Below are 20,363 nucleotides of genomic sequence, written 5' to 3'. Positions count from 1 at the left end.
TTATTTTCCTTCCTTTACTTTTCCTGACCATTGATTCATTCCACCACGAACATTGATTGCATCATACCCTTTTTTTCGTAATTTTTTAGTTGCTTGACGACTTCTCACACCTGATTGACAAATAACATAGATTGTTTGATTACTACCCTGATAGGTATCTATCTTTTTTAAAGGAATATTTTTAGAAAACGGAATATGCCCTGCGCGGTATTCACTTGGTGTTCTGACATCTAAAACCAAGTTATTTCTTGCTATATCTTGTGTTAATTCAAAAATACTAATAGATGGAATTTGCCTGAAAATATGTTTAAACACGGATTATCACCTCTTTTTTATACCTTATGGGGTATATTAAACTACGGTTATAACTGATTGTCAACTATTTTTTCTAACATTTCACATTTGACCATAATACCCATAAGAGGTATATTAAAGAAAATATACTTTTTAAAGGTGGAGATATTTATGGAAGAAGATAAAAAGAAAGTCATTCATCGCTTAAGGAGAACGGAAGGACAAATACGAGGAATTCAAAAAATGATTGAAGAAGACAAAGAATGTATCGATGTTATGACTCAATTAAGTGCCGTACGTTCTAGTATTGACCGTGTAATGGGCATGATCGTTGCAGAAAATCTTAAAAATTGTTTTGTCTCTCCCGAAAACGACCCTGAAGAACAAGCAAAAAAATTGGAACAAGCAATCAATATGATTATAAAAAAATAACAAAAAATCGTTAGATTCGTATCTAGAAATAAATGAGATACGAACCCAACAATTAATATGGAGTTAGCTATTTACTTTTTGTTCTTTCTTTAATAAAGACGAATCATACACTTTATAGAAAACAGTATAAATTAAATTATTTCATCTAGTATAAACGAAAATACATGACAAAAAAACAACAATCTTATTGAAGAAATCCTCCAAAGTTAGACTAAAAAATCTAACTTTGAGAGATCCCTTCATAGTTAATCAAGATTGTTGTTTTTTGATAGTTGTTATTTATTTTCTCCATATAAATGATCGCCTAGCATTTCAAGAGTATCAAAAATACGCACACCATAATCCATAAAATCATCATAAGTTGTTGTATAGATACGATTTTCTTTCACTGCATTGACTTCTTTAAGCAGCGGTTCGTTTTTGATGCTTTCTACTGCATTGGCATCCAAATCTGCATTACGATCAGCCGTTACATATAAAATAATATCTGGATTTGTATTAATGATAGTTTCTAAGGATGGATCAGCAACACTGCCTTCAACTGCAGGTTTAACATTTAATTGTTTCAATAAATCACTTTGTAGTCCCCCAGAAATATTAAAAACTGCAAACGAAGATTTTGAAGCATCATATGCAACAATCGGCAATAGGGTTAGTGTTTCATCGCCTTCTTGAGCTTGTACCTTCTCCACTACGGTTTGATAACGTGTTTCAAGTTCTTTCGCGTATTCTTCTGCACGCTCATTCACATTAAAGATTTTTCCTAATGCTAAAACATCGTCAATTACATTGGTTAATGGTGGATTAGAGGTCATGCTACTTGCTGTTTGAATATAGGTTTGAATACCTAAATCATTTAACGTTGCTACAGAACCAATCGATTCATCATTAAAAGCCATTTCTCGTCCGACAACAATATCCGGTGTATAACCTGCAATCGTTTCTTTTGAAACAGTCATTTTATCCCCGATAACATCTAAATCTTTCACATCATCTGCAAATTCACCCGTGACTTCATTATCTGGTTGGGTAATACCCACAATTTTATCTTTCAAACCTAATTCTAATAAAATTTCAATCGAAGACAAATTATTTGTCACAATACGCTCTGGTGCTTGTTCAAATGTTTGGATATGTGTGTTTCCTTCTGAATCAGTCACTTCAATCTCTAATGGATAAACAGTTTCGTTTGATTCAGTCTGTACCGCAGTTGTAGATGTAGTTGTTTCAGTGCTTCCTTCCTCTTTTGGACTGCAAGCTGTTAATAAAAATAAGGTGGCGAATGTAGCTGTCGTAATACCTAATATTCGTTTGTTCATTGTATTCTCTCCTTTTTTATGATGTGTAATAACTTATCAATATATTGTGCGTTTTTGAGTCTTCATAAACCTCACAATCAACTTCATAAATATCTTTAATAATTTCTTTGGTTATCACTTCCTTAGGGCTCCCATGATATTTAATTTCTCCTTCCTTAATAAAATAAATATAATCACAAAATTGAGCAGCTAATGAAATATCATGTAACGCTGCTAGTGCATTCACTCCAAGTTTCTTAATTACTCGAAGAATTTCTAGTTGATATTTGATATCTAAATGATTACTAGGTTCATCTAAAATCATCAATGTCGGATTTTGAACAATCGCTCGCGCCAGTGAGACTCGTTGCTTTTCTCCTCCAGATAGTTTTGAAATGGTTCGATCCTTTAAGTCATATAATCCAGTTTTTTCTAAAGCTTCATCCACCAGTTGGTAATCCAAAGAACTTTCTTTTTCTAATGCTCGTAGATGTGGCGTCCGTCCCATCAACACAATTTCCTTCACAGTGAAATCAAAACTATTACTTTGAAATTGAGAAACTACAGACATCCGCTGGGCAATTTCTTTGGTAGGTATTTGTTTCAGTTTTAAATCATCTAAATAAATCGTTCCACTTTTAGGTTCTAAAACACGGTACACTGACTTTAATAACGTAGATTTGCCACTCCCATTTGGACCAAGCAAAGCGGTAAAAGAATGATTTGCCACTTGTAAATCAATACCGTTGATAATTTTTTTAGTGCCTAGAAAAACTTCTATATTTTCAACTGTTAAATCCATTCATTTATCCCTCATTCTTTGAATTGGTAATCTTTACGAATGATAATAAACGCAAAAAAAGGCGCTCCAACAATCGCTGTAAAAATTCCAATTGGCAATTCATTGTTTTCAATCAATGTTCTAGCTAAAATATCCACTGCAACTAAAAAGGTACTCCCGATTAAAACCGCGACTGGAATTAATTTTCGATGGTCCGGCCCTACTAAAGCTCTGGAAATGTGAGGGATGACTAAACCAACAAAACCAATAATTCCACAAGTAGCCACTAAAATACCTGTTAAGAGTGCGACTAAAATCGTATATACTTTCCGATAAAAATTCAAACGAATTCCTAACGTTATGGCAATTTCTTCTCCTTGCAACATCGCATTGAGGGTACGATATTGTGTTGAAAAATAAATAGTCACTAGGCAAACTGCAATTGCTGGCAGCAATAGATTGTCCCATTTCGCCGAAGATAACGAACCCATCGTCCAGTACGTTACACGAGCAATGGTATTATCTGTTCCTGAAAAAACGATAATGAAGTTCGCAATCGCTGTAAACAACGCATTGACAATCGTTCCCGATAAAATCAATTTTGTAGTCGTCATACTGCTTCTAAAGGAAGACAGAAACAATACACAAATCGCTGCACTCAATGCGCCGATAAATGCTGTAAAAGCTAAGCCAAAGCCACTGACTATTCCCAAAATTCCACTACCTAAAATAATAAACATAGTTGCCCCTAAATAACCACCAGCCGAAATTCCTAATAAAAACGGCTCTGCTAAAGGATTTTGAACCACCGCTTGCATGATAATACCGCAAAGAGATAATCCTGCGCCCACGACAACTCCCATCAAAACACGTGGCATGCGGATTTTCCAGACAACACCAGAATAAGTTACATTAGTTGGTTCTAGATTCAATAGTTTTTCAACAAAAATCGTATAGGTTTGCTCAAAAGGTATTCGTAATGTTCCTACACTCACACCAATTACAATTGTAAAAAATAATAAAACAACTAATCCAATTAATACAAAATAAATACTTAATTTTTTCATGCTCTTTCCTCAAAATCATGATTGTTCAATGATTAATGATTTATTTGGCCCTTTCTTTTTTTATTTTTTGTATTACAATTTTAATCAAGAACGATTCTCATTATCAATTATACCTGAAAGAAATTCTTTTTATCAAGGGTAAATTGAAAACGAATAGCATAGGAGGTATTCGATTGATACAAATTAAAACTGAAAAAATCCATGGGTATCATGTGACCATTGTCTTACCGACGGATTATGATGAAACAAAAAAATATCCCACAATTTATATGCACGATGGTGGCAATGCTGCAAAACAGGCATTAAATTATATTGACCATTTAATTATTACTGAAAAAATAGAACCAATAATTATTGTAGGAATTGATCCAATTGACCGAAATGATGACTATACACCATGGACAATGGCTCCTCTTTTCCCTAATCAACCAACACCTGGTGGTAAAGCAAAAGAGTATCTACATACGTTAGTGCATAAAATCAAACCATTTATCGATACAACCTATGCAACAAACCCAATCCCTGAATACACAGCGATTGCTGGCTGTTCATTTGGAGGTTTAGTTTCTGTTTTTGCTTCTTATTATTATCCTGAAACATTTCATAAATATATTATTTTATCTGCATCATTTTGGTATGAAGATGTTTTACGATATCTGCAAGGTGAAACAATAACTCGCTTAGAAAATAACTATCAAAAACCAGCAATCTCTCGTGAAAAACATCAAATGTATCTTTATGTAGGCGCATTAGAAGGAATCTATCGTGACAGTGCGCAAAAACACATGGTTGCTTACACTAACCAAGCGTATAATGCGTTAAAAAAAGAAGGCTTTCCACCTTCTCAATTATTATTAGAAACTCATCCAGAAGGCACACACGATGTCTATTTCTTTAGCCCACATTTTATCAGCGCCTTACACTGGCTTTATGGAAAAATTGAACAATCAAAGGAGACGAACTAATGCAAATTTATTGGACAAAAATTAATCAAATTATTGAAGAAACGCCCGAAGTAAAAACATTCCTATTAGATTGCCCGAAAGATTATACTTGGCAGGAAGGATCACATCTACATCTAGCATTAAAAGGATTTAATATTGGAGAAAAACCAAATCGTAGTCTCGTACGTCATATGTCAATCTCTACATTACCAAATGAACAAGGCGTTGGTATTACCACTCGTATTAAAGAACAAGCTTCAGAATTTAAAACTATTTTGAAACATATTACTGTTGGCGAAGAAGTTGCTCTTTTTAAAACACATACACATGTTCCCTTAAAAAGAGAAAATAAAAATATTTATCTTCTTTCAGCGGGCGTTGGTATCGCTACTTTTCGTCCTCTTGTTTTAGATTATCTTGCAGATACAGATCAAGTAGCCCAAATCCATTCTTTAAATATTGATTCTTCTGGTGATTATTTATTTACAGATATCTTCCATACAAATCCAGATAAAAATTTCCATGCAGAATTCGTAAACAACCGTCCAGCCTATTATGAGCAAGTAAAAGAATTAGCCACAGATAAAACTGGACTGTATTATGTAGTAGGTAGTGATGAATTTCTTGTACAAACAATTGCTGTATTACAGGAACAAGGAATTACATCTGAACAAATTATGTTAGATAAACATGCACATCAGTTGCCTGATTTTTTGCCAGTTGGTGAAAATGCTAAATAAATTTAAACAGGTGTATTCAAAATTTTGAATACACCTGTTTTTTTATTTTAAATTGATTTAAATGTATTTACAACATTTTCAACAGTGAAGCCAAATTCAGCTAAGACTTTATCACCAGGGGCAGATGCACCAAAATGATCAATCGTAATGGTTTTTCCATGGCATTTCACATATTTTGCCCAACCAAATGAAGAACCTGCTTCAATTGCCACACGTTTTTTCACGCCTGGAACTAAAACAGAAGCTTTGTACTCATCTGATTGTGCGTCAAACAAATCAAAACTTGGTAAAGAAACAACCGATACGTCAATTCCTTCTTCAGCTAGCACTTTTTGTGCTTCCACAGCTAAGTTGACTTCTGAACCAGTCGCAATTAAAATACCTTCTGGTTTGTCTCCTTTTTGAGCCGAAATGACATACCCACCTTTGGCTACATTTTCATCGGCATTTTCTTTTGTCCCTTCAATGACTGGTAAGTTTTGACGACTTAATACTAAAACAGTTGGTTTATCCGCTGATGTCATGGCTAATTTCCAAGCGGCACGTGTTTCATTCCCATCCGCTGGACGAATCACTTGCACATTTGGCATACTACGTAAGCTAGATAATTGTTCTACTGGTTCATGGGTTGGTCCATCTTCCCCAACTGCTACAGAGTCGTGTGTTAACACGTAAGTAACGGGAATATTTTGAATCGCTGACAAACGTACCGCTGGACGTAAGTAATCAACGAAAACGAAGAATGTTCCGCCATAGACATGTGTGCCACCATGTAATTGAATCCCGTTCATCGCAGCTGCCATCGCAAATTCACGAACACCAAACCAAATATTACGGCCTTCGTATTGTCCGGGTTCGAAATCTTTTTCAGCAGCGACCATCGTATTGTTTGAGGCAGATAGATCGGCTGAACCACCCCATAAACTAGGGACAGCTTTTGATAACGCTTGAATCATGTCTTTACTTGACACACGGCTAGCTTGACTTGATCCCACTTCATAAGTTGGTAATTCTGCTTCCCAATTTTCTGGCAATTCTCCGGCAAAAGCTTGGTTGAATTGGTTGGCTAATTCTGGATAAGCGGTTTCGTATGCTGCAAATAATTCATTCCAAGCGGCTTCATACTCAGCACCTTTGTCGACCATTGTTTCTTTAAAACGTGCTGCAACTTCTTCAGGTACAGCAAATTCAGGATACTCCCAGCCGTAGGCTTTTTTCGCTGCTTGAATGCCTTCTACTCCTAACGGTGCACCGTGTACAGAAGAGGTACCAGCATTTGGTGCACCAAAACCGATAACTGTTTTCACTTCAATCAGTGTTGGTTTGTCTGTTTCTGCTTGCGCTTCTTCAATCGCTTTAGAAATCACTTCTAAATCTGTTCCTTCTTCTACTAAAATATGTTGCCAACCGTAAGCTTCAAAACGTTGTCCGACGTTTTCAGTGAAGGCTTTAGAAGTTGGTCCGTCTAAGGAAATATCATTTGAATCATATAATACAATTAATTTATCTAATTTCATGTGACCAGCCATTGATGCCGCTTCTTGAGAAACACCCTCCATCAAATCACCGTCACCACAAAGAGCATAAGTATAATGATCCACCACGTTGAATTGGTCACGATTATAAGTTGCAGCTAAATGAGCTTCAGCCATTGCCATTCCGACTGCCATGGCAATCCCTTGTCCCAGTGGTCCAGTCGTTGCTTCGACGCCATCTGTATGGCCAACTTCTGGATGCCCTGGTGTACGGCTATCCCATTGACGGAAGTTTTTCAAATCATCGGTCGTTACATCATAACCTGCGCAATGCAATAAGCTATATAATAACGCTGAACCATGTCCTGCCGAAAGCAAAAAACGATCACGATCGACCCAATTACGAGAAGTTTTTGGATTTACTTTCAAATATTTTGTCCATAATGCGTAGGCCATTGGTGCAGCCCCCATTGGTAGTCCTGGATGTCCCGAATTTGCTTTTTGTACCGCATCAATACTCAATGTACGTAGCGTATCAACACCAAGTTGATCAATTTTATCAAACATTGCATTTACCTCCAGAAAAGAGGCTTGAATTTACTATCTCAGCCTCTTTTATTTTTTATTTATGAAATCACTTTTCCAGTCATATCTTTATAATCTTTGCTCATGATTTCCCAAGATTTTTCAATACTTTCATCTAATCCAAATAACCCGCTTCGTCCCACAATATAAACATCTGGCCCTGCAGCATCAATACGCTTAAATGATTTTCTATTTGAAGAACCATCCATTTCAATTAGATACTGATAACCTTTTTCTTCACGTAATTTTCTTAAATCAACAATTTTATCTAACGTACTTTCAATAAAACGTTGTCCAGCAAATCCTGGGTCAATCGTCATGATAGTGATTTTATCAACTAATTCAATATACGGGAAAATAGCTTCAATCGGTGTTTCTGGATTTAAAACAACTCCTGCTTTTAAACCAGCATCATGAATTTGATCAATTAGACGAAAAGCTAAACCATCTAATAATTCAGCATGCATACAAATCCATTCGCACTTCATATCAATTAATTGTTGCACCCAAAAGCTTTGATCTTTAACCATTAGATGAGCCGACATTGGTAAATCACTAATTTTACGAACTTCTTCAATAAACCAAGGAGATAAAGTAATATTGGGAACATAGTGTCCATCCATAATATCAATATGATACGAATCTACATGATTGTTTAAAAAAGTAATTTGTTCTTTAAATTTGTCTAAATCCATTGTCATTAATGACGGTGAAAATTCTACTTTATTCAAAATAATTCTTCCCTTCTACTTCTGTTACTCTTAAAAAATTTGAATATCATCTAAATCAATTTCTTCTTCTTCAAGCTCCATTTGTACATCTGCTTCTTCTGCTGGCACGTCTTTTTTTATTACTGCTAACACAACTGCTGTTACTACTACATTCACCAATATTGCAACAGCACCTGTCCAAGGACGCGACATCGTTGGCAGCATTAAGACACCACCAAATGGAACTGTTGCATCTGCGCCTAAAATCATAGTTGTGGCACCACCTGCTGCACCACCAATAGCTGTAGCAATTAAGCAACGAACAATGTCATTCATTACAATAGGAATAACACCTTCTACAATATTGATAACGCCCATTGGTACGGCTGATTTCAATGTCTCAACTTCTAATGTTGTATAGATATTTTTTCTAAATAACTTCGCAATGAAAAACGCTAGACCAAAACCGATTGGCGTAGCTGTATTCACTAATTGCAAAGCCGTAATCGGACCATTCAACCCTTCTGCTTGCATCGTTAAAACAAACGCGAAAACTGTTTTATTGATAGGACCACCATAATCGACACCACTTAATAAACCAATAACTGCACCAAATACTAGTAATGAAGATGAGCCTAGGCCATTAAGAAATCCTGTTAACATATCTGTAAAGGCAGTAATCGGTGCACCAATAATATAAACCATAATTAATCCGCCAATAATCGAAGCAAAGAATGGAATAATTAAAGTAGGCATTAACCCTTTCGCCCATTTAGGAACTTTGAAATATTTTAAAATAAATCCAACTAGATAACCTGCGATGAAACCACCAATGATCCCACCAATAAATCCTGCACCAATAGCATTGGCTGTTAATCCGACAATGAAACCTGGCGCAATTCCCGGTTTAGCGGCAATTGAATAAGAAATTCCTGTTGCAATAACAACTGGTAACAGTCCTAAACCTGCACCACCCATCGTTGCTAATGCATCCCAAATCGTAAATTCTCCTAGTACCAATTGCCCTTGGCTAGTACCACCGAATCCCATTCCAATAGCAATTAGAAAACCTGCTCCACACACAATTGGAATCAAATAAGAGATTGCTGTTAACAAATGCCCTTTAAGATTTAATGCTTTGATTTTTTCCATTATCCTTCCTCCTATACACTTTGTTCAACAACTTCGACAGCTTTTTCAATTAATTTACTAGGTGATTTGACAGCCACTTCTGTTGGCACTTGAATAATCCGTTTTCCATCAAAACGTTCACGTCCTGAAATTTTTACATCCACAGCTAGAATGACGATGTCTGCAGCGGCAATTTGTTCAGGTGTTAGTTCATTCTCAACACCAATCGTTCCTTGTGTTTCTACAGCCATTTCATGTCCCGCTTTTTTCGCTGCATTTTCTAATTTTTCTTGTGCAATATACGTATGGGCAATTCCAACTGTACATGCAGCAACGCCTACTATTTTCATATGATTTCCTCCTCTTTATTTAATTACCAAAAGCTGCTTTTACTTCTGCTGCTGTTTTTGCCTGCAATAGATTTTCGACCACTTCATCATTACCTAATTTTCGTGCAAATAAAGATAACAATTTCAAATGATTTTGAGCCCCATCGTTGTCATTTCCTACAGCAAATAAAATAATTCCTTTAACACCTTTGCCATCCAAAGTTTCCCATGGGATTTCTGTGTCATTAATACCAATCGCAACGCCAATCTTTTTAACAGCCGCGCTTTTACCATGAGGAATCGCAATGTAATTTCCAATACCTGTTTGTCCTTCTGCTTCGCGTGCATAAATATCTTTAATAAAACTAGGAATATCAGTAATATATCCACTCTCTAATAAAAGATTAGCTAATTCCGTTAACGCTTCATCCTTACTTTTAGCCTGCATATGTGTTTTTACGGTTTTTAAATCAATAATTTCTTTTACTTCCATGAAACTCACTCCACCTTTGTTTATTTTTGATTCACAACTTCGACAGCTTTTTCAATTAATTTACTAGGTGATTTGACAGCCACTTCTGTTGGTACTTGAATAATTCGTTTTCCATCAAAACGTTCACGTCCTGAAATTTTTACATCCACAGCTAGAATGACGATGTCTGCAGCGGCAATTTGTTCAGGTGTTAGTTCATTCTCAACACCAATCGTTCCTTGTGTTTCTACAGCCATTTCATGTCCCGCTTTTTTCGCTGCATTTTCTAATTTTTCTTGTGCAATATACGTATGGGCAATTCCAACTGTACATGCAGCAACCCCTACTATTTTCATATGATTTCCTCCTATAATTTTACTTTCCTTTTAAATTCGTTTTCATCGCTTACCAATAAATTATCAAGATATTCCTCATCTGCTAGTGTTCTAGTAAATGAAGCTAATTGTTTCTTTACTTCATTTACTTCATTTTTTTTCAATAGAATAACGATTAATAGTTGGATATCTGTGGTTTTTAGGTCCCAAAATAAAATAGGTTCAGCTAAACGAATGAATACTATTTTACTCGTCTCAACAAATTCACTTTCGATATGTGGCAAAAGGACGTGTTCAGAAATTTGCATACTCCCTACAGCTTCTCGTTCTTTTAATTGTTTCATTATTTCGTATTGCACTGAACTATCGGCAGGACATATTTCCTTTGAAATAAAGTGATACACTTCTTCTTTATTTTGTAACGGACTATTAAAAAAAACTTGACGATATAAATTAGTGTCCATAATATATCTCCTCAATCTTTCCTTGCACTCGCTTTTGATCATCCATCGTAAACATGGCGCTTACCAATAAATAATCAATAGCTATTTCTTCAGAAATGGCAATCGTGCTTAAAATTAATTCAATATCTGCATATTTATCTTTGAAATTTTTAGCATTTCGAGATGCAATAACATCAATAATTTCTAGCTCTGGAAATTTTTTAGCAACCTTGGCGCGCAATAATTCAGAGGTGCCGATACCTGTTGTACACATAATTAATGTTTTTATTGGTTGCTGATTTTGACTTAATTCGATAAATTTTGCAAAATACAATGTAATGAAGCCATTTTCATCATCATTTATGATAGGTAAATCAAACGTTTGACTTACTAGATAAGAAACTTCTTGAACATAAGCGAATATTTGCTCATAAGTTGCCTTAATTTGTCCCAAAAGACTATTTTTTATTCTAATTTTGTGTTCCAATCGATTTAGCATTGGTTTAATATGATTCGCAAGATCGACAAAAATAGTTTCATTTTCAATTTCAATCCCTAATCTACTGCTCATTTCTTCAATATAAAGTTTAGTTACTTGAATAACTTCTATAGAAAATGTGGTTGATCTTGTAAAATTCCCTTGCATCCTAGAAGAAACTAAATACTGATAAATAAAGTAGCTTTCAATATCTGGTAAAATGATATTTAAGTACTTTTCGATATTATTGACGCTACTTTTTGCAACACTATACAAAATTTCATTTTCTTCCATTCTTCTAAGTTCTTCTTGGGAAATCTCATCATTAGCTAGTTGAGAAGAGCCTTTTCTTGCCCGATTTAACAAAATATAGAGATGTGAAAAAATATTGATGTTGTATGGATAGGGAATTGTAATATCCAATTTTTTCTCAATGCCTCGTATTTGATCTAAAACAAACAAAACGTCATATTTGTTAAAATTCAACTCTTGATTATGTTTTAAATCATCTAAATCAATAATATTAAGAATTTCAATGCTATCTTTAATTGCCTTACGAATATTTACTTCTTTTCCTAAAATAGTTAATGTTCTATTTTTTCTTTCTAAAATCAAATCATACTTTTTAAGTTCTTCGCTCATTATTTGTTCATCTCTAAAAATAACGGAATCTCCTACAAAGTATTTTTCGAATAGTTGGCGAATATTAATTGGTGTTGGTGATGAAAGTAACAATTGTTCCATCACATGTTTCCGTCGTTCATTCGGTGAAAAGTTGTCTAGTGTATTTCTGCTTCTTCTTTGGTAATTGATATATTTTTCGTAGTCTAGCCTATACCCCTTTCCTTTTTCAGATACAATTAATGGTCCTTCTTGATAGGTTTCATTAATCTTTTTTATCAAGCGATAAATCGTTTTTTGTGAAAGATCAAGAACTCTTGCAAGACTATCAGCTGTAACATACTCTTGTTTTTTTGAAAGAAACAGCAACAGTTGTTGTTCACGATTATTTTTTGAACTCACAGCCACCCCTCCTTGTTATAATCATCATAACTTATTTTTTAGAAAACGCTTCACCATTTATTGACCGTTGCAACGGTCAAATTTTTGATAGCCTCTAGAATAAGAATAGAGACAAGATGTGTTTTCTTGTCTCTACTCACAACTTTATTGTAAAAGTAACTTTTTGATTGATACAATTTGTTTTTCTGATACACCTAAATTTTGTAAAAACTGTTCCGGCCCTTTTTTTGTTTTTTGCACATATTCAATAAAATTCCTCATATTTTTAGGTGGAGATAAATAGTAGGAAGTTCTAGGAACCTTCTCATCAAATTCGAATCTTTTTCTATTTAAAGTATATGAGATTTCATAATCTGCAATAATGTCGTCTTCAGGGACTCCACATAACATCAATAACAGTGCACTAATCATTCCTGTTCGATCCTTACCAGCCTTACAATTGATCAATATGGCCCCTTCTGTATGGTTAGCAATGACAGTAAACACTTCTAAAAGCGCTTCTTCATGCAATTCGGCTAATGTTTCATATGAATTCACATTATGATTAGTATTGATTTTTTCTAATTCTTTAAAGCCACCTAACATAGGTATATTATAGAAATCAACATCTTCTTTTTTGCTAAAATCATTTATTTCTTGTTCAAAATGTGTTTTTCCTCTTAAATCAATTACCGTTTTTATATTATATTCCTCTAAAATTGTTTTATCATGTTCAGTAAGTTCATTCGGTACATCTGACCTTAAAACTACACCAAAATTGGTTACTTCACCATTAACAGTCATGTATCCGCCTAAATCTCTTGTATTCAACGTACTATCTAAAACTAATCTTCTTACTTGTTTTCTTAATCCCAAAATTAAAACTCCCTCCTAATAGCTAAACCAAAAGACTAATTTATTTAATTAAATAAAAAATCATTTATAAACGTTGATAGATATCAATGATTTCTTTTGCCAAATCCGTAAAGGCAATAGCTGTCATCAAATGATCCTGCGAATGAACTGCTAATAAACTAACAGTCATTGAATTCCCTTGGGCTTCTTGTGTTAGAAGACCCGTTTGCGAATGATGCGCTTCAACTAAAGAGTGTTCTGCATCTTTGATTTTTTGATCAGCTATTTTGAACTCACCTTGCTTTGCGGCAGCAATTGCCTCCATTGCATCACTTTTAGCATTTCCACCATACATGATTAAGCCCATGATGGCTTCTAAATTTTTATCTTCCACGTTCATACTCCTTTATTAATTTTTCGGCATCTGTTAAAACGTTCGCGCCATTCATCATGCCATAGTCTGACATATTGATAACTGCCACTGGGATACCTAGTGGTGTTAATTTTTCTTTAAATTGCTTTTCCATAAAACGTACTTGTGGGCCTAACAATAAAATATCTATTTTTTTATTTTTGATATGATTATCTGCATCAGAAGCTGATACCGCAAAAATTTCAGAATCTAAATTCTTTGCCTTTGCTGCATCTTGCATTTTAGTCACTAACATACTTGTACTCATTCCTGCTGAACAAACGAGCATAATAACTTTTTTTGTCATTTGATACACCTCTTTATTCTTTATTTTATAAATTCAAAATTTAGCTTTGGATAGTTTCTGTTGCTTGTACTTTCTTTAATTCATATTTTTCATACGCTCGGAAAAATGGCCAATAAACTAAAATACCAATTAAGAAACTGACCAGAACGATGACAACTCCACGCCAATCACCACCGGTTGAAACAAATCCCAAAATTGGAGGTGGCGTAACAAATGGCATATCAATAAAGGTTGGATTTACAAAACCTAACATAGTAGCTAAATAAGCAACAAAACCGGCAATTGCAGGAGCCAAGATACACGGAATCATTAGAAACGGATTTAACATGACCGGCAAACTAAAAATTAGTGGTTCCGCAATCGAAAAGAAAGCTGATGGAGCTGACGCAATTCCTACTACTTTATGATATTTCACTTTAGAAATAAATAACCAGAAAATTAATCCCCAAGCGGCAGATGTCCAAGTGACCATACGATTAAATGGCGTTGTCCAAATATGCGGTAAATCGGCAATTGGTGTTCCTGAAGCAAATGCATTGGCATTATCTAATAACCATTGTGCTTCCAATGGTTTAAAAATACCACCTAACATTCCAGAACCATTCACTCCAAAACTCCATAAAAAATTATTTGCAGCTTTATATAATGTGAAGGCAAAAATATTATCACCAGCATCAATCACTGGTTTTAATAGCGAGTTAAATACTTCTACTAAATTAATATCTAATACACTGCGCACAGTCCAAAAGAATAACATAATTAGAAATAATGGAAGGAGTGAAGAAAATGCATTTCCAACAGCTGGTGGTACGCTAGAAGGCATTTTAATTCGAATATTTTTAACTAAACAAAAACGATAAAAAGACATTGCAGCAAATACAGATACAATCGCTACAAACATTCCGCTTGAACTAAACGAAGAAACATCTATTTTTTTATCTTCAATAGAATTGATACATAATAATAAAAACGAACTAAGTCCAATCACTGAAGCTGCCATTTGATCGAGTTTATACATATTTGCATACGCTAATCCTACTGTGACACAAACATAAAGGGCAATTAAATTCATCGTTAATCCATAAGCAACATCTAACTTTCCGGATAAACCACTCATAGCCGGAATTAACGGACCATTACCTGATAAATCCTGTCCTAAAGTTGAAAATAGTAAGAACATACTACCAATAATAATTACTGGCATTACAGCCATGAAACTATCTCTCATAATTAGCAAAAATTTATTGTTGGCAAATTTACCAAGAGGTTCAATTAATTTTTCTGCCAATTTTTCCATTTTTCCTGAAGAATTTGTATTATTTTCCATTTTTTCTCCTCACAATCTTAAAAATTATATTATTAGATTTTAGGTAAACGATTACCTTTTGAATAAATTTATATAATCTTTGAATAGTCAAAGATTATATAGTTGTCTGTCTATTGATTAAACTAACTGGGATTGTAATATCATACGATTTTTCTGCTTTATTTTCGATTCGATAAAGTAATTCATTTACCGATTCTCTAGCTAAATGCAGATAATCTTGCCTGATACTGCTTAGACTTGGCGTAAAATATTTTGCAATGGGATCATTGCCATAACCAATAACTTTAACCTCTTCTGGTACTTTTTTATTATGTGCTTGTAAAGCTAAAATTACTCCTATTGCTAATCGATCATCAGTACATATTACCCCATCATAGTCGAAGTTATTTTCTTTAATTAATCCTGATATAATTGAGTTTGATGCACCCGTTTTAGAAAATTTATCATCTGAAGTAATGAGAATACTATTACTTTCATCAAATTTTATGCTTTGTTTTTTTGTTGTTTGTAAAACGCCTTCAAAAATTTTCTGTGTAATTTGTACATCCTCTTGAGTAACGAAAGCAATTTTTTTACAACCATTAGCTATCAATTTCTGACAAGCTATCTTCCCACCATAACGATGGTCAGAGTGAACACTTGAAATATTATTTTCACTAGAGTTGTCTCTATCTATAAAAACAACTCCCTTATTTTTAATAAAAACAGGATTTAGTGAACTATTGTTTCCAGAAATCATAATAATACCATCTACCATTTTTCCTTCTAACATCTTTAAATATTGAACTTCTTTTTCTTTTTCTTGATTCGTTGTACAGATAATTAGAGTCATCCCCTTTGAAGAAAGCAATGTTTCAATTTCTTGTACTAAGCGAGCAAAGAATGCATTACTTAAATCTGGTAAAATTACTCCCACCGTATTGGTCCTCTGCATCCTTAAACTTTTAGCAATAGAATTTGTTTCATAGTTTGTTTCCTCAATAACAGCTAGAATTTTTTCTCTAGTTTTTTCTGAAAATTTCCCTTCTTTGTTATTTAAGACACGAGAAACTGTAGCTACTGAGTATCCCGTGATTTTTGCTAACTCTTTAATCGACATTCTTTTTTCAGTCATTAGTATCACTCCATAAAAGGTAAACGTTTTCCTTATGGATGAATAATAGCAAAAGTTTTATCTTCTGTCAATTCTAATTTTTAAAAAAATAGTAAATAATAAATAGATACAATGGATTCAGTCCCCTTGTCTGTAATGGAATCAGTTGTATTTGTTGATTCTGTATTCTTATCACAAGCTACTAATCCTGTAAGAGATACTCCTAAAGTTAACGACAAAAGCGTTTTCATTTTATTGTTCTTCATATATATCTCCCATCCTATTTTATTTGAGTTCATTCATCCTATTTTCAAGTGAATCATTAGATGATTATACTCACCAATATAATGTAACTGCCCATCAAAAAGGAATGGGCAGTTACATTATTTATATAAATCAGCTACTCAGATCCTCACCGTTTGTAGCAATCACTTTTTTATACCAATCAAAAGATTTTTTCTTGGTACGATTTAAAGTACCTTTTCCTTCGTCATCTCGATCCACATAAATAAATCCGTAACGTTTACTCATTTGACCGGTGCTTGCAGCGACTAAATCGACACAGCCCCAAGTGGTATATCCTAATAGTTCAACACCGTCAATTTCTACAGCATCTTTAAAGGCTTCAATATGTTGACGTAAATAATCAATTCGATATTCATCATCGACATAACCATTTTCATCAGGAACGTCTACCGCCCCTAACCCGTTTTCTACGATAAATAATGGTTTTTGATAACGATCATACATTTGATTCAAGGCATTTCTTAGTCCTAGAGGGTCAATTTGCCAGCCCCATTCAGAAGATTTTAAGTTAGGATTTTTAATTGTTGCAAAAATATTTCCAGTTGTTTGTTCATAATCTTCTGCATAGGCACTAACAGTACGTGACGAATAATACGAGAACGAAACAAAATCAACTGGTGCAGCGGCTAAAATGTCTTTGTCCTCTGGTTCCATCTCAATCACAATTTCTTCACGTTCAAAACGTTTTAATGCATAATTAGGGTATTTCCCACGTGCTTGGACATCAATAAAGAAATAACCTTCACGATCACGAGTAATCGCTTCAAAATAATCTTCTGGTCGACAAGTATAGGGATAATGATTCCCTCCAGCTAACATACAACCGACTTGATTTTCTGGATCAATTTCATGGGCAATTTTCGTTGCTAAAGCACTGGCAACTAGTTGATGATGCGCAGCTTGATACTTCACTTGTTCACGATTTTCATTTTCTTGAAAGATAATTCCTCCGCCAACAAATGGCGAATGCAACAAAATATTAATTTCATTAATAGTTAACCAGTATTTTACTAAGCCTTTGTAACGATTTAAGACTGTTTCAGCATAATGCACATAAAAGTCAATCATTTTTCGATTACGCCACGAACCATATTTTTTAATTAAATTTAATGGCACATCAAAATGAGCAATCGTTACTAACGGTTCAATATCATATTTCTTTAACTCTTTAAAAATAGTTTCGTAAAATTGTAATCCTTCTTCATTTGGTTCAGCATTATCTCCATCCGGAAAAATTCTAGACCACGATAAAGACATACGATAAACTTTGAAGCCCATTTCTGCAAACAATTTAATATCTTCCATGTAACGATGATACATATCAATGGCTTCTTTCGCAGGATAGTAGTAATCTTCCTTCCATTCCAACATTTCCATATCACCAGCCGCAATTTTTTTACGATCTGGTCCAGTTGGCAGCATGTCAATATTTGCTAATTTTCTACCACCTTCAAGTGCGCCGCCTTCCGCTTGATTCGCAGCTGTGGCACCTCCCCAAAGAAAATCTTTGCTTAATCCAGTCATTTCATTCACTCCAAATTTATATAGTTTGTTGTAACATTTATAGTCAAAAACTTGTTGTGTTCTAAATAGAATGATTGAGAAATAAAGAATACGTCCTATTCTCAATCACTCTATACGTTATACTTGAACTCTTAAAACATCTACATTTTCTGTTACTTTACCTTGTTTAATGACTTCAACTGATGCGTATTGATGTGTATTCGTCACAACAATGGGAACTTGTGTGACAAATCCTTTTTCTTCTAATTTATCTAATTCAAAATCAACTAATAATTGGCCTTTTTTCACTTTATCACCTGTCTGAACATAAGCTTCAAAGTGTTCACCATTTAATTGCACGGTATCTAACCCAACATGAATTAAGACTTCGGCACCTGCATTTGAAACTAAGCCAATTGCATGTTTTGAAGGGAAAATCGTTACTATTTCACCATCAAAAGGGGCAACTACGCGTCCATTACTTGGTTGAATTGCAAATCCTTTACCTAACGCTTCAGACGAGAAAGCTTCATCTTTCACAGCGCTTAAAGGCAAAATCTCTCCATTAAGCGGACTACCTACGAATGTATCTTCCAAAACAACTTCTTTTTCTTCGACAACTAATTCATTTTCTTCTACTTTAGTACCTTTTTTCTCAAATCGTGTACTTAAAATAAATGTTGCTGCAGCAGAAACAATCATAGTAATCACAATTGCAATTAAAATATTGTAGAGATTACGAATATCTTCTCCCAAATATAATGGAATTGCAGGGATTCCTGAATGCCCTACACCATAACGAGCCACATGATTTAGTCCAGCATATAAACCACCAGCAGCAGAACCAATCATTCCTCCAATCAATGGATATTTTTTAGGTAAGTTCACACCATAAATAACTGGTTCTGTGATTCCCATTAGTGCTGTAAACCCCGTTGATAAAGCTAGTTGTCTATCTTTCCCTTTATTCATTCGGAAACCAGCCACCAATGCAGCAGTTCCTTGAGAAATATTACTTACCATTGCACCTGGTCCAATATTTGTTTCATAACCAACCGATGCAAATTGAATGGGTGAAATCGTTGCAATGGTTGGATGAATACCAAACATCACAAAAATCGGCCAAAATGTAGCTAAAATGAATGGTAAGACCCACGGACCGTATTGACTAATAAAATTAAAGAAGGTTAAGAAAATTTGACCAATAAATGAACCGACTGGGCCCAATACAGTCAGACCTAGGAACCCAGTAATTAAAATTGTGACCATAGGAACAATGATTAGCTTAATCGAATTTGGCGTAACTTTATTCATAAATTTTTCGATATATGATTGGCACAACACAATTAATACAATTGGAAACATCGATGTTCCATAATTAACCAAAGTCATCGGTGCACCAAAAATATGAACTGGTTCGCCTGCTGTCACTAAAGCAATCAATGTTGGATGCAACAATACGCCAGCTAAGCCCATCGCGATAGCTGGATTAGCTTTTAATCTTCTAGCAGTGGTACTGGCTAATAGGAATGGTAAGAAATAAAACATGGCATCAGCCATCATATTGATAATGACATAGGTTTGGGAATCAGCTGCTACTAATTTCGTCACGCTTAAAATAGCCAATACAGCTTTGATCATTCCTGAACCAGCAATTACTGGTAAGATAGGTTGAAAAATAGATGTAATAAATTCAACAAATAGGTTCAAAGGATTGGTCTTCTTGCCAGATTCTCCACCTGAAGAATCTGCGGAAGGAATACCAACAATTTTTTCTACTTCTTCATACACTTCTGCAACATGCATTCCAATAACGACTTGAAATTGTCCTCCCTTTTCAACAATATCTAATACACCATCTGTATTTTTCAGCGCTTGACGCTGAGCTTTCGTATCATCTCTTAATGTAAAACGCAATCTGGTTTGGCAATGAACAGCATTGCTAACATTGTCTTTTCCACCAACGAATTCAACAATTTCTTTTGCCAAATTTTCATATTTTTTACTCATGTGTTTTTTCCTCTCTATAAGTTCATTCAACGAA

23 protein-coding genes are annotated in these 20,363 nt (G+C 34.4%); 3 read left to right on the top strand and 20 right to left on the bottom strand.

The window, feature by feature from the left end:
• The gene (locus DOK78_RS09055) at positions 1 to 315 is read right to left on the bottom strand and encodes a rhodanese-like domain-containing protein (RefSeq protein WP_207942600.1); all 315 of its coding nucleotides are present in this window, start codon (positions 313 to 315) and stop codon (positions 1 to 3) included.
• A gap of 150 nt (positions 316 to 465) precedes the next feature.
• Here DOK78_RS09055 and DOK78_RS09050 point away from each other — a divergent pair, with 150 nt between their 5' ends.
• Positions 466 to 726, top strand: coding sequence for a metal-sensitive transcriptional regulator (locus tag DOK78_RS09050; RefSeq protein ID WP_207942601.1), 261 nt, complete (start codon positions 466 to 468; stop codon positions 724 to 726).
• A 275-nt stretch (positions 727 to 1,001) separates the two neighbouring features.
• Here DOK78_RS09050 and DOK78_RS09045 read toward each other — a convergent pair whose 3' ends face one another.
• From DOK78_RS09045 to DOK78_RS09035, 3 genes are read right to left on the bottom strand one after another with little or no spacing between them, the layout of a single operon-like run.
• The gene (locus tag DOK78_RS09045; protein WP_207942602.1) at positions 1,002 to 2,045 is read right to left on the bottom strand and encodes an ABC transporter substrate-binding protein; all 1,044 of its coding nucleotides are present in this window, start codon (positions 2,043 to 2,045) and stop codon (positions 1,002 to 1,004) included.
• A gap of 16 nt (positions 2,046 to 2,061) precedes the next feature.
• On the bottom strand, positions 2,062 to 2,826 hold the full coding sequence (locus DOK78_RS09040) for an ABC transporter ATP-binding protein (protein WP_207942603.1): 765 nt from the start codon (positions 2,824 to 2,826) through the stop codon (positions 2,062 to 2,064).
• An 11-nt stretch (positions 2,827 to 2,837) separates the two neighbouring features.
• Positions 2,838 to 3,872 (bottom strand): FecCD family ABC transporter permease, encoded by a 1,035-nt coding sequence (locus DOK78_RS09035; RefSeq protein ID WP_207942604.1) that lies wholly within the window; start codon positions 3,870 to 3,872, stop codon positions 2,838 to 2,840.
• A gap of 173 nt (positions 3,873 to 4,045) precedes the next feature.
• Between DOK78_RS09035 and DOK78_RS09030 the strand changes: the two genes are divergently transcribed.
• Together DOK78_RS09030 and DOK78_RS09025 are read left to right on the top strand one after the other, a co-directional pair.
• Entirely contained in the window at positions 4,046 to 4,837 is a 792-nt protein-coding gene (locus DOK78_RS09030; RefSeq protein ID WP_207942605.1) for an alpha/beta hydrolase, read from the top strand.
• Positions 4,837 to 5,556 carry a dihydropteridine reductase gene (locus DOK78_RS09025; RefSeq protein ID WP_207942606.1) on the top strand — a complete coding sequence of 240 codons (720 nt, stop codon included), beginning with the start codon at positions 4,837 to 4,839 and terminating at the stop codon, positions 5,554 to 5,556. The genes DOK78_RS09030 and DOK78_RS09025 overlap by 1 nt, the downstream gene beginning before the upstream one ends.
• Before the next feature lie 47 nt (positions 5,557 to 5,603).
• Here DOK78_RS09025 and tkt read toward each other — a convergent pair whose 3' ends face one another.
• The 16 genes from tkt to DOK78_RS08945 all read right to left on the bottom strand — a co-directional run bounded on the left by tkt (position 5,604) and on the right by DOK78_RS08945 (position 20,329).
• Positions 5,604 to 7,598 carry a transketolase gene (tkt, locus tag DOK78_RS09020; RefSeq protein ID WP_339076093.1) on the bottom strand — a complete coding sequence of 665 codons (1,995 nt, stop codon included), beginning with the start codon at positions 7,596 to 7,598 and terminating at the stop codon, positions 5,604 to 5,606.
• 59 nt (positions 7,599 to 7,657) lie between these two features.
• Positions 7,658 to 8,347 carry a D-allulose 6-phosphate 3-epimerase gene (gene alsE / locus DOK78_RS09015; RefSeq protein WP_207940663.1) on the bottom strand — a complete coding sequence of 230 codons (690 nt, stop codon included), beginning with the start codon at positions 8,345 to 8,347 and terminating at the stop codon, positions 7,658 to 7,660.
• A 30-nt stretch (positions 8,348 to 8,377) separates the two neighbouring features.
• Complete coding sequence (locus DOK78_RS09010; RefSeq protein WP_207940664.1) at positions 8,378 to 9,478, bottom strand: PTS fructose transporter subunit IIC; 1,101 nt, start codon at positions 9,476 to 9,478, stop codon at positions 8,378 to 8,380.
• Between the two features lie 11 nt (positions 9,479 to 9,489).
• A complete protein-coding gene (locus tag DOK78_RS09005) occupies positions 9,490 to 9,807 on the bottom strand; it encodes a PTS fructose transporter subunit IIB (protein ID WP_207940665.1) in 318 nt (105 codons plus the stop codon).
• Between the two features lie 19 nt (positions 9,808 to 9,826).
• Positions 9,827 to 10,279, bottom strand: coding sequence for a PTS sugar transporter subunit IIA (locus DOK78_RS09000; protein ID WP_207940666.1), 453 nt, complete (start codon positions 10,277 to 10,279; stop codon positions 9,827 to 9,829).
• A 20-nt stretch (positions 10,280 to 10,299) separates the two neighbouring features.
• The gene (locus tag DOK78_RS08995; protein ID WP_207940667.1) at positions 10,300 to 10,614 is read right to left on the bottom strand and encodes a PTS fructose transporter subunit IIB; all 315 of its coding nucleotides are present in this window, start codon (positions 10,612 to 10,614) and stop codon (positions 10,300 to 10,302) included.
• Between the two features lie 11 nt (positions 10,615 to 10,625).
• Positions 10,626 to 11,057 carry a PTS sugar transporter subunit IIA gene (locus DOK78_RS08990; protein ID WP_207940668.1) on the bottom strand — a complete coding sequence of 144 codons (432 nt, stop codon included), beginning with the start codon at positions 11,055 to 11,057 and terminating at the stop codon, positions 10,626 to 10,628.
• Positions 11,047 to 12,537 (bottom strand): PRD domain-containing protein, encoded by a 1,491-nt coding sequence (locus DOK78_RS08985; RefSeq protein WP_207940669.1) that lies wholly within the window; start codon positions 12,535 to 12,537, stop codon positions 11,047 to 11,049. Before DOK78_RS08985 ends, DOK78_RS08990 begins: the two co-directional genes overlap by 11 nt.
• A 144-nt stretch (positions 12,538 to 12,681) precedes the next feature.
• On the bottom strand, positions 12,682 to 13,392 hold the full coding sequence (locus tag DOK78_RS08980) for a tyrosine-protein phosphatase (protein ID WP_207940670.1): 711 nt from the start codon (positions 13,390 to 13,392) through the stop codon (positions 12,682 to 12,684).
• Between the two features lie 64 nt (positions 13,393 to 13,456).
• Positions 13,457 to 13,765: a PTS lactose/cellobiose transporter subunit IIA gene (locus tag DOK78_RS08975; protein WP_207940671.1), complete on the bottom strand. Its 309-nt coding sequence runs from the start codon at positions 13,763 to 13,765 to the stop codon at positions 13,457 to 13,459.
• A complete protein-coding gene (locus DOK78_RS08970; RefSeq protein ID WP_207940672.1) occupies positions 13,755 to 14,090 on the bottom strand; it encodes a PTS sugar transporter subunit IIB in 336 nt (111 codons plus the stop codon). The genes DOK78_RS08975 and DOK78_RS08970 overlap by 11 nt, the downstream gene beginning before the upstream one ends.
• A 40-nt stretch (positions 14,091 to 14,130) precedes the next feature.
• Complete coding sequence (locus DOK78_RS08965; protein ID WP_207940673.1) at positions 14,131 to 15,417, bottom strand: PTS sugar transporter subunit IIC; 1,287 nt, start codon at positions 15,415 to 15,417, stop codon at positions 14,131 to 14,133.
• Positions 15,418 to 15,511: 94 nt separating this feature from the next.
• The gene (locus DOK78_RS08960; RefSeq protein WP_207940674.1) at positions 15,512 to 16,531 is read right to left on the bottom strand and encodes a LacI family DNA-binding transcriptional regulator; all 1,020 of its coding nucleotides are present in this window, start codon (positions 16,529 to 16,531) and stop codon (positions 15,512 to 15,514) included.
• 80 nt (positions 16,532 to 16,611) lie between these two features.
• On the bottom strand, positions 16,612 to 16,776 hold the full coding sequence (locus DOK78_RS08955; RefSeq protein ID WP_207940675.1) for a hypothetical protein: 165 nt from the start codon (positions 16,774 to 16,776) through the stop codon (positions 16,612 to 16,614).
• Positions 16,777 to 16,906: 130 nt separating this feature from the next.
• The gene (locus DOK78_RS08950; RefSeq protein ID WP_207940676.1) at positions 16,907 to 18,340 is read right to left on the bottom strand and encodes a 6-phospho-beta-glucosidase; all 1,434 of its coding nucleotides are present in this window, start codon (positions 18,338 to 18,340) and stop codon (positions 16,907 to 16,909) included.
• A 117-nt stretch (positions 18,341 to 18,457) separates the two neighbouring features.
• Positions 18,458 to 20,329: a beta-glucoside-specific PTS transporter subunit IIABC gene (locus DOK78_RS08945; RefSeq protein WP_207940677.1), complete on the bottom strand. Its 1,872-nt coding sequence runs from the start codon at positions 20,327 to 20,329 to the stop codon at positions 18,458 to 18,460.
• Positions 20,330 to 20,363 lie beyond the last annotated feature (34 nt).

Source organism: Enterococcus sp. DIV2402 (assembly GCF_017426705.2).
GTDB lineage: Bacteria > Bacillota > Bacilli > Lactobacillales > Enterococcaceae > Enterococcus_F > Enterococcus_F lowellii.
The sequence above is the reverse complement of the archived record's forward strand: the minus strand, read 5'-3'. Positions and strand labels throughout refer to the sequence as shown.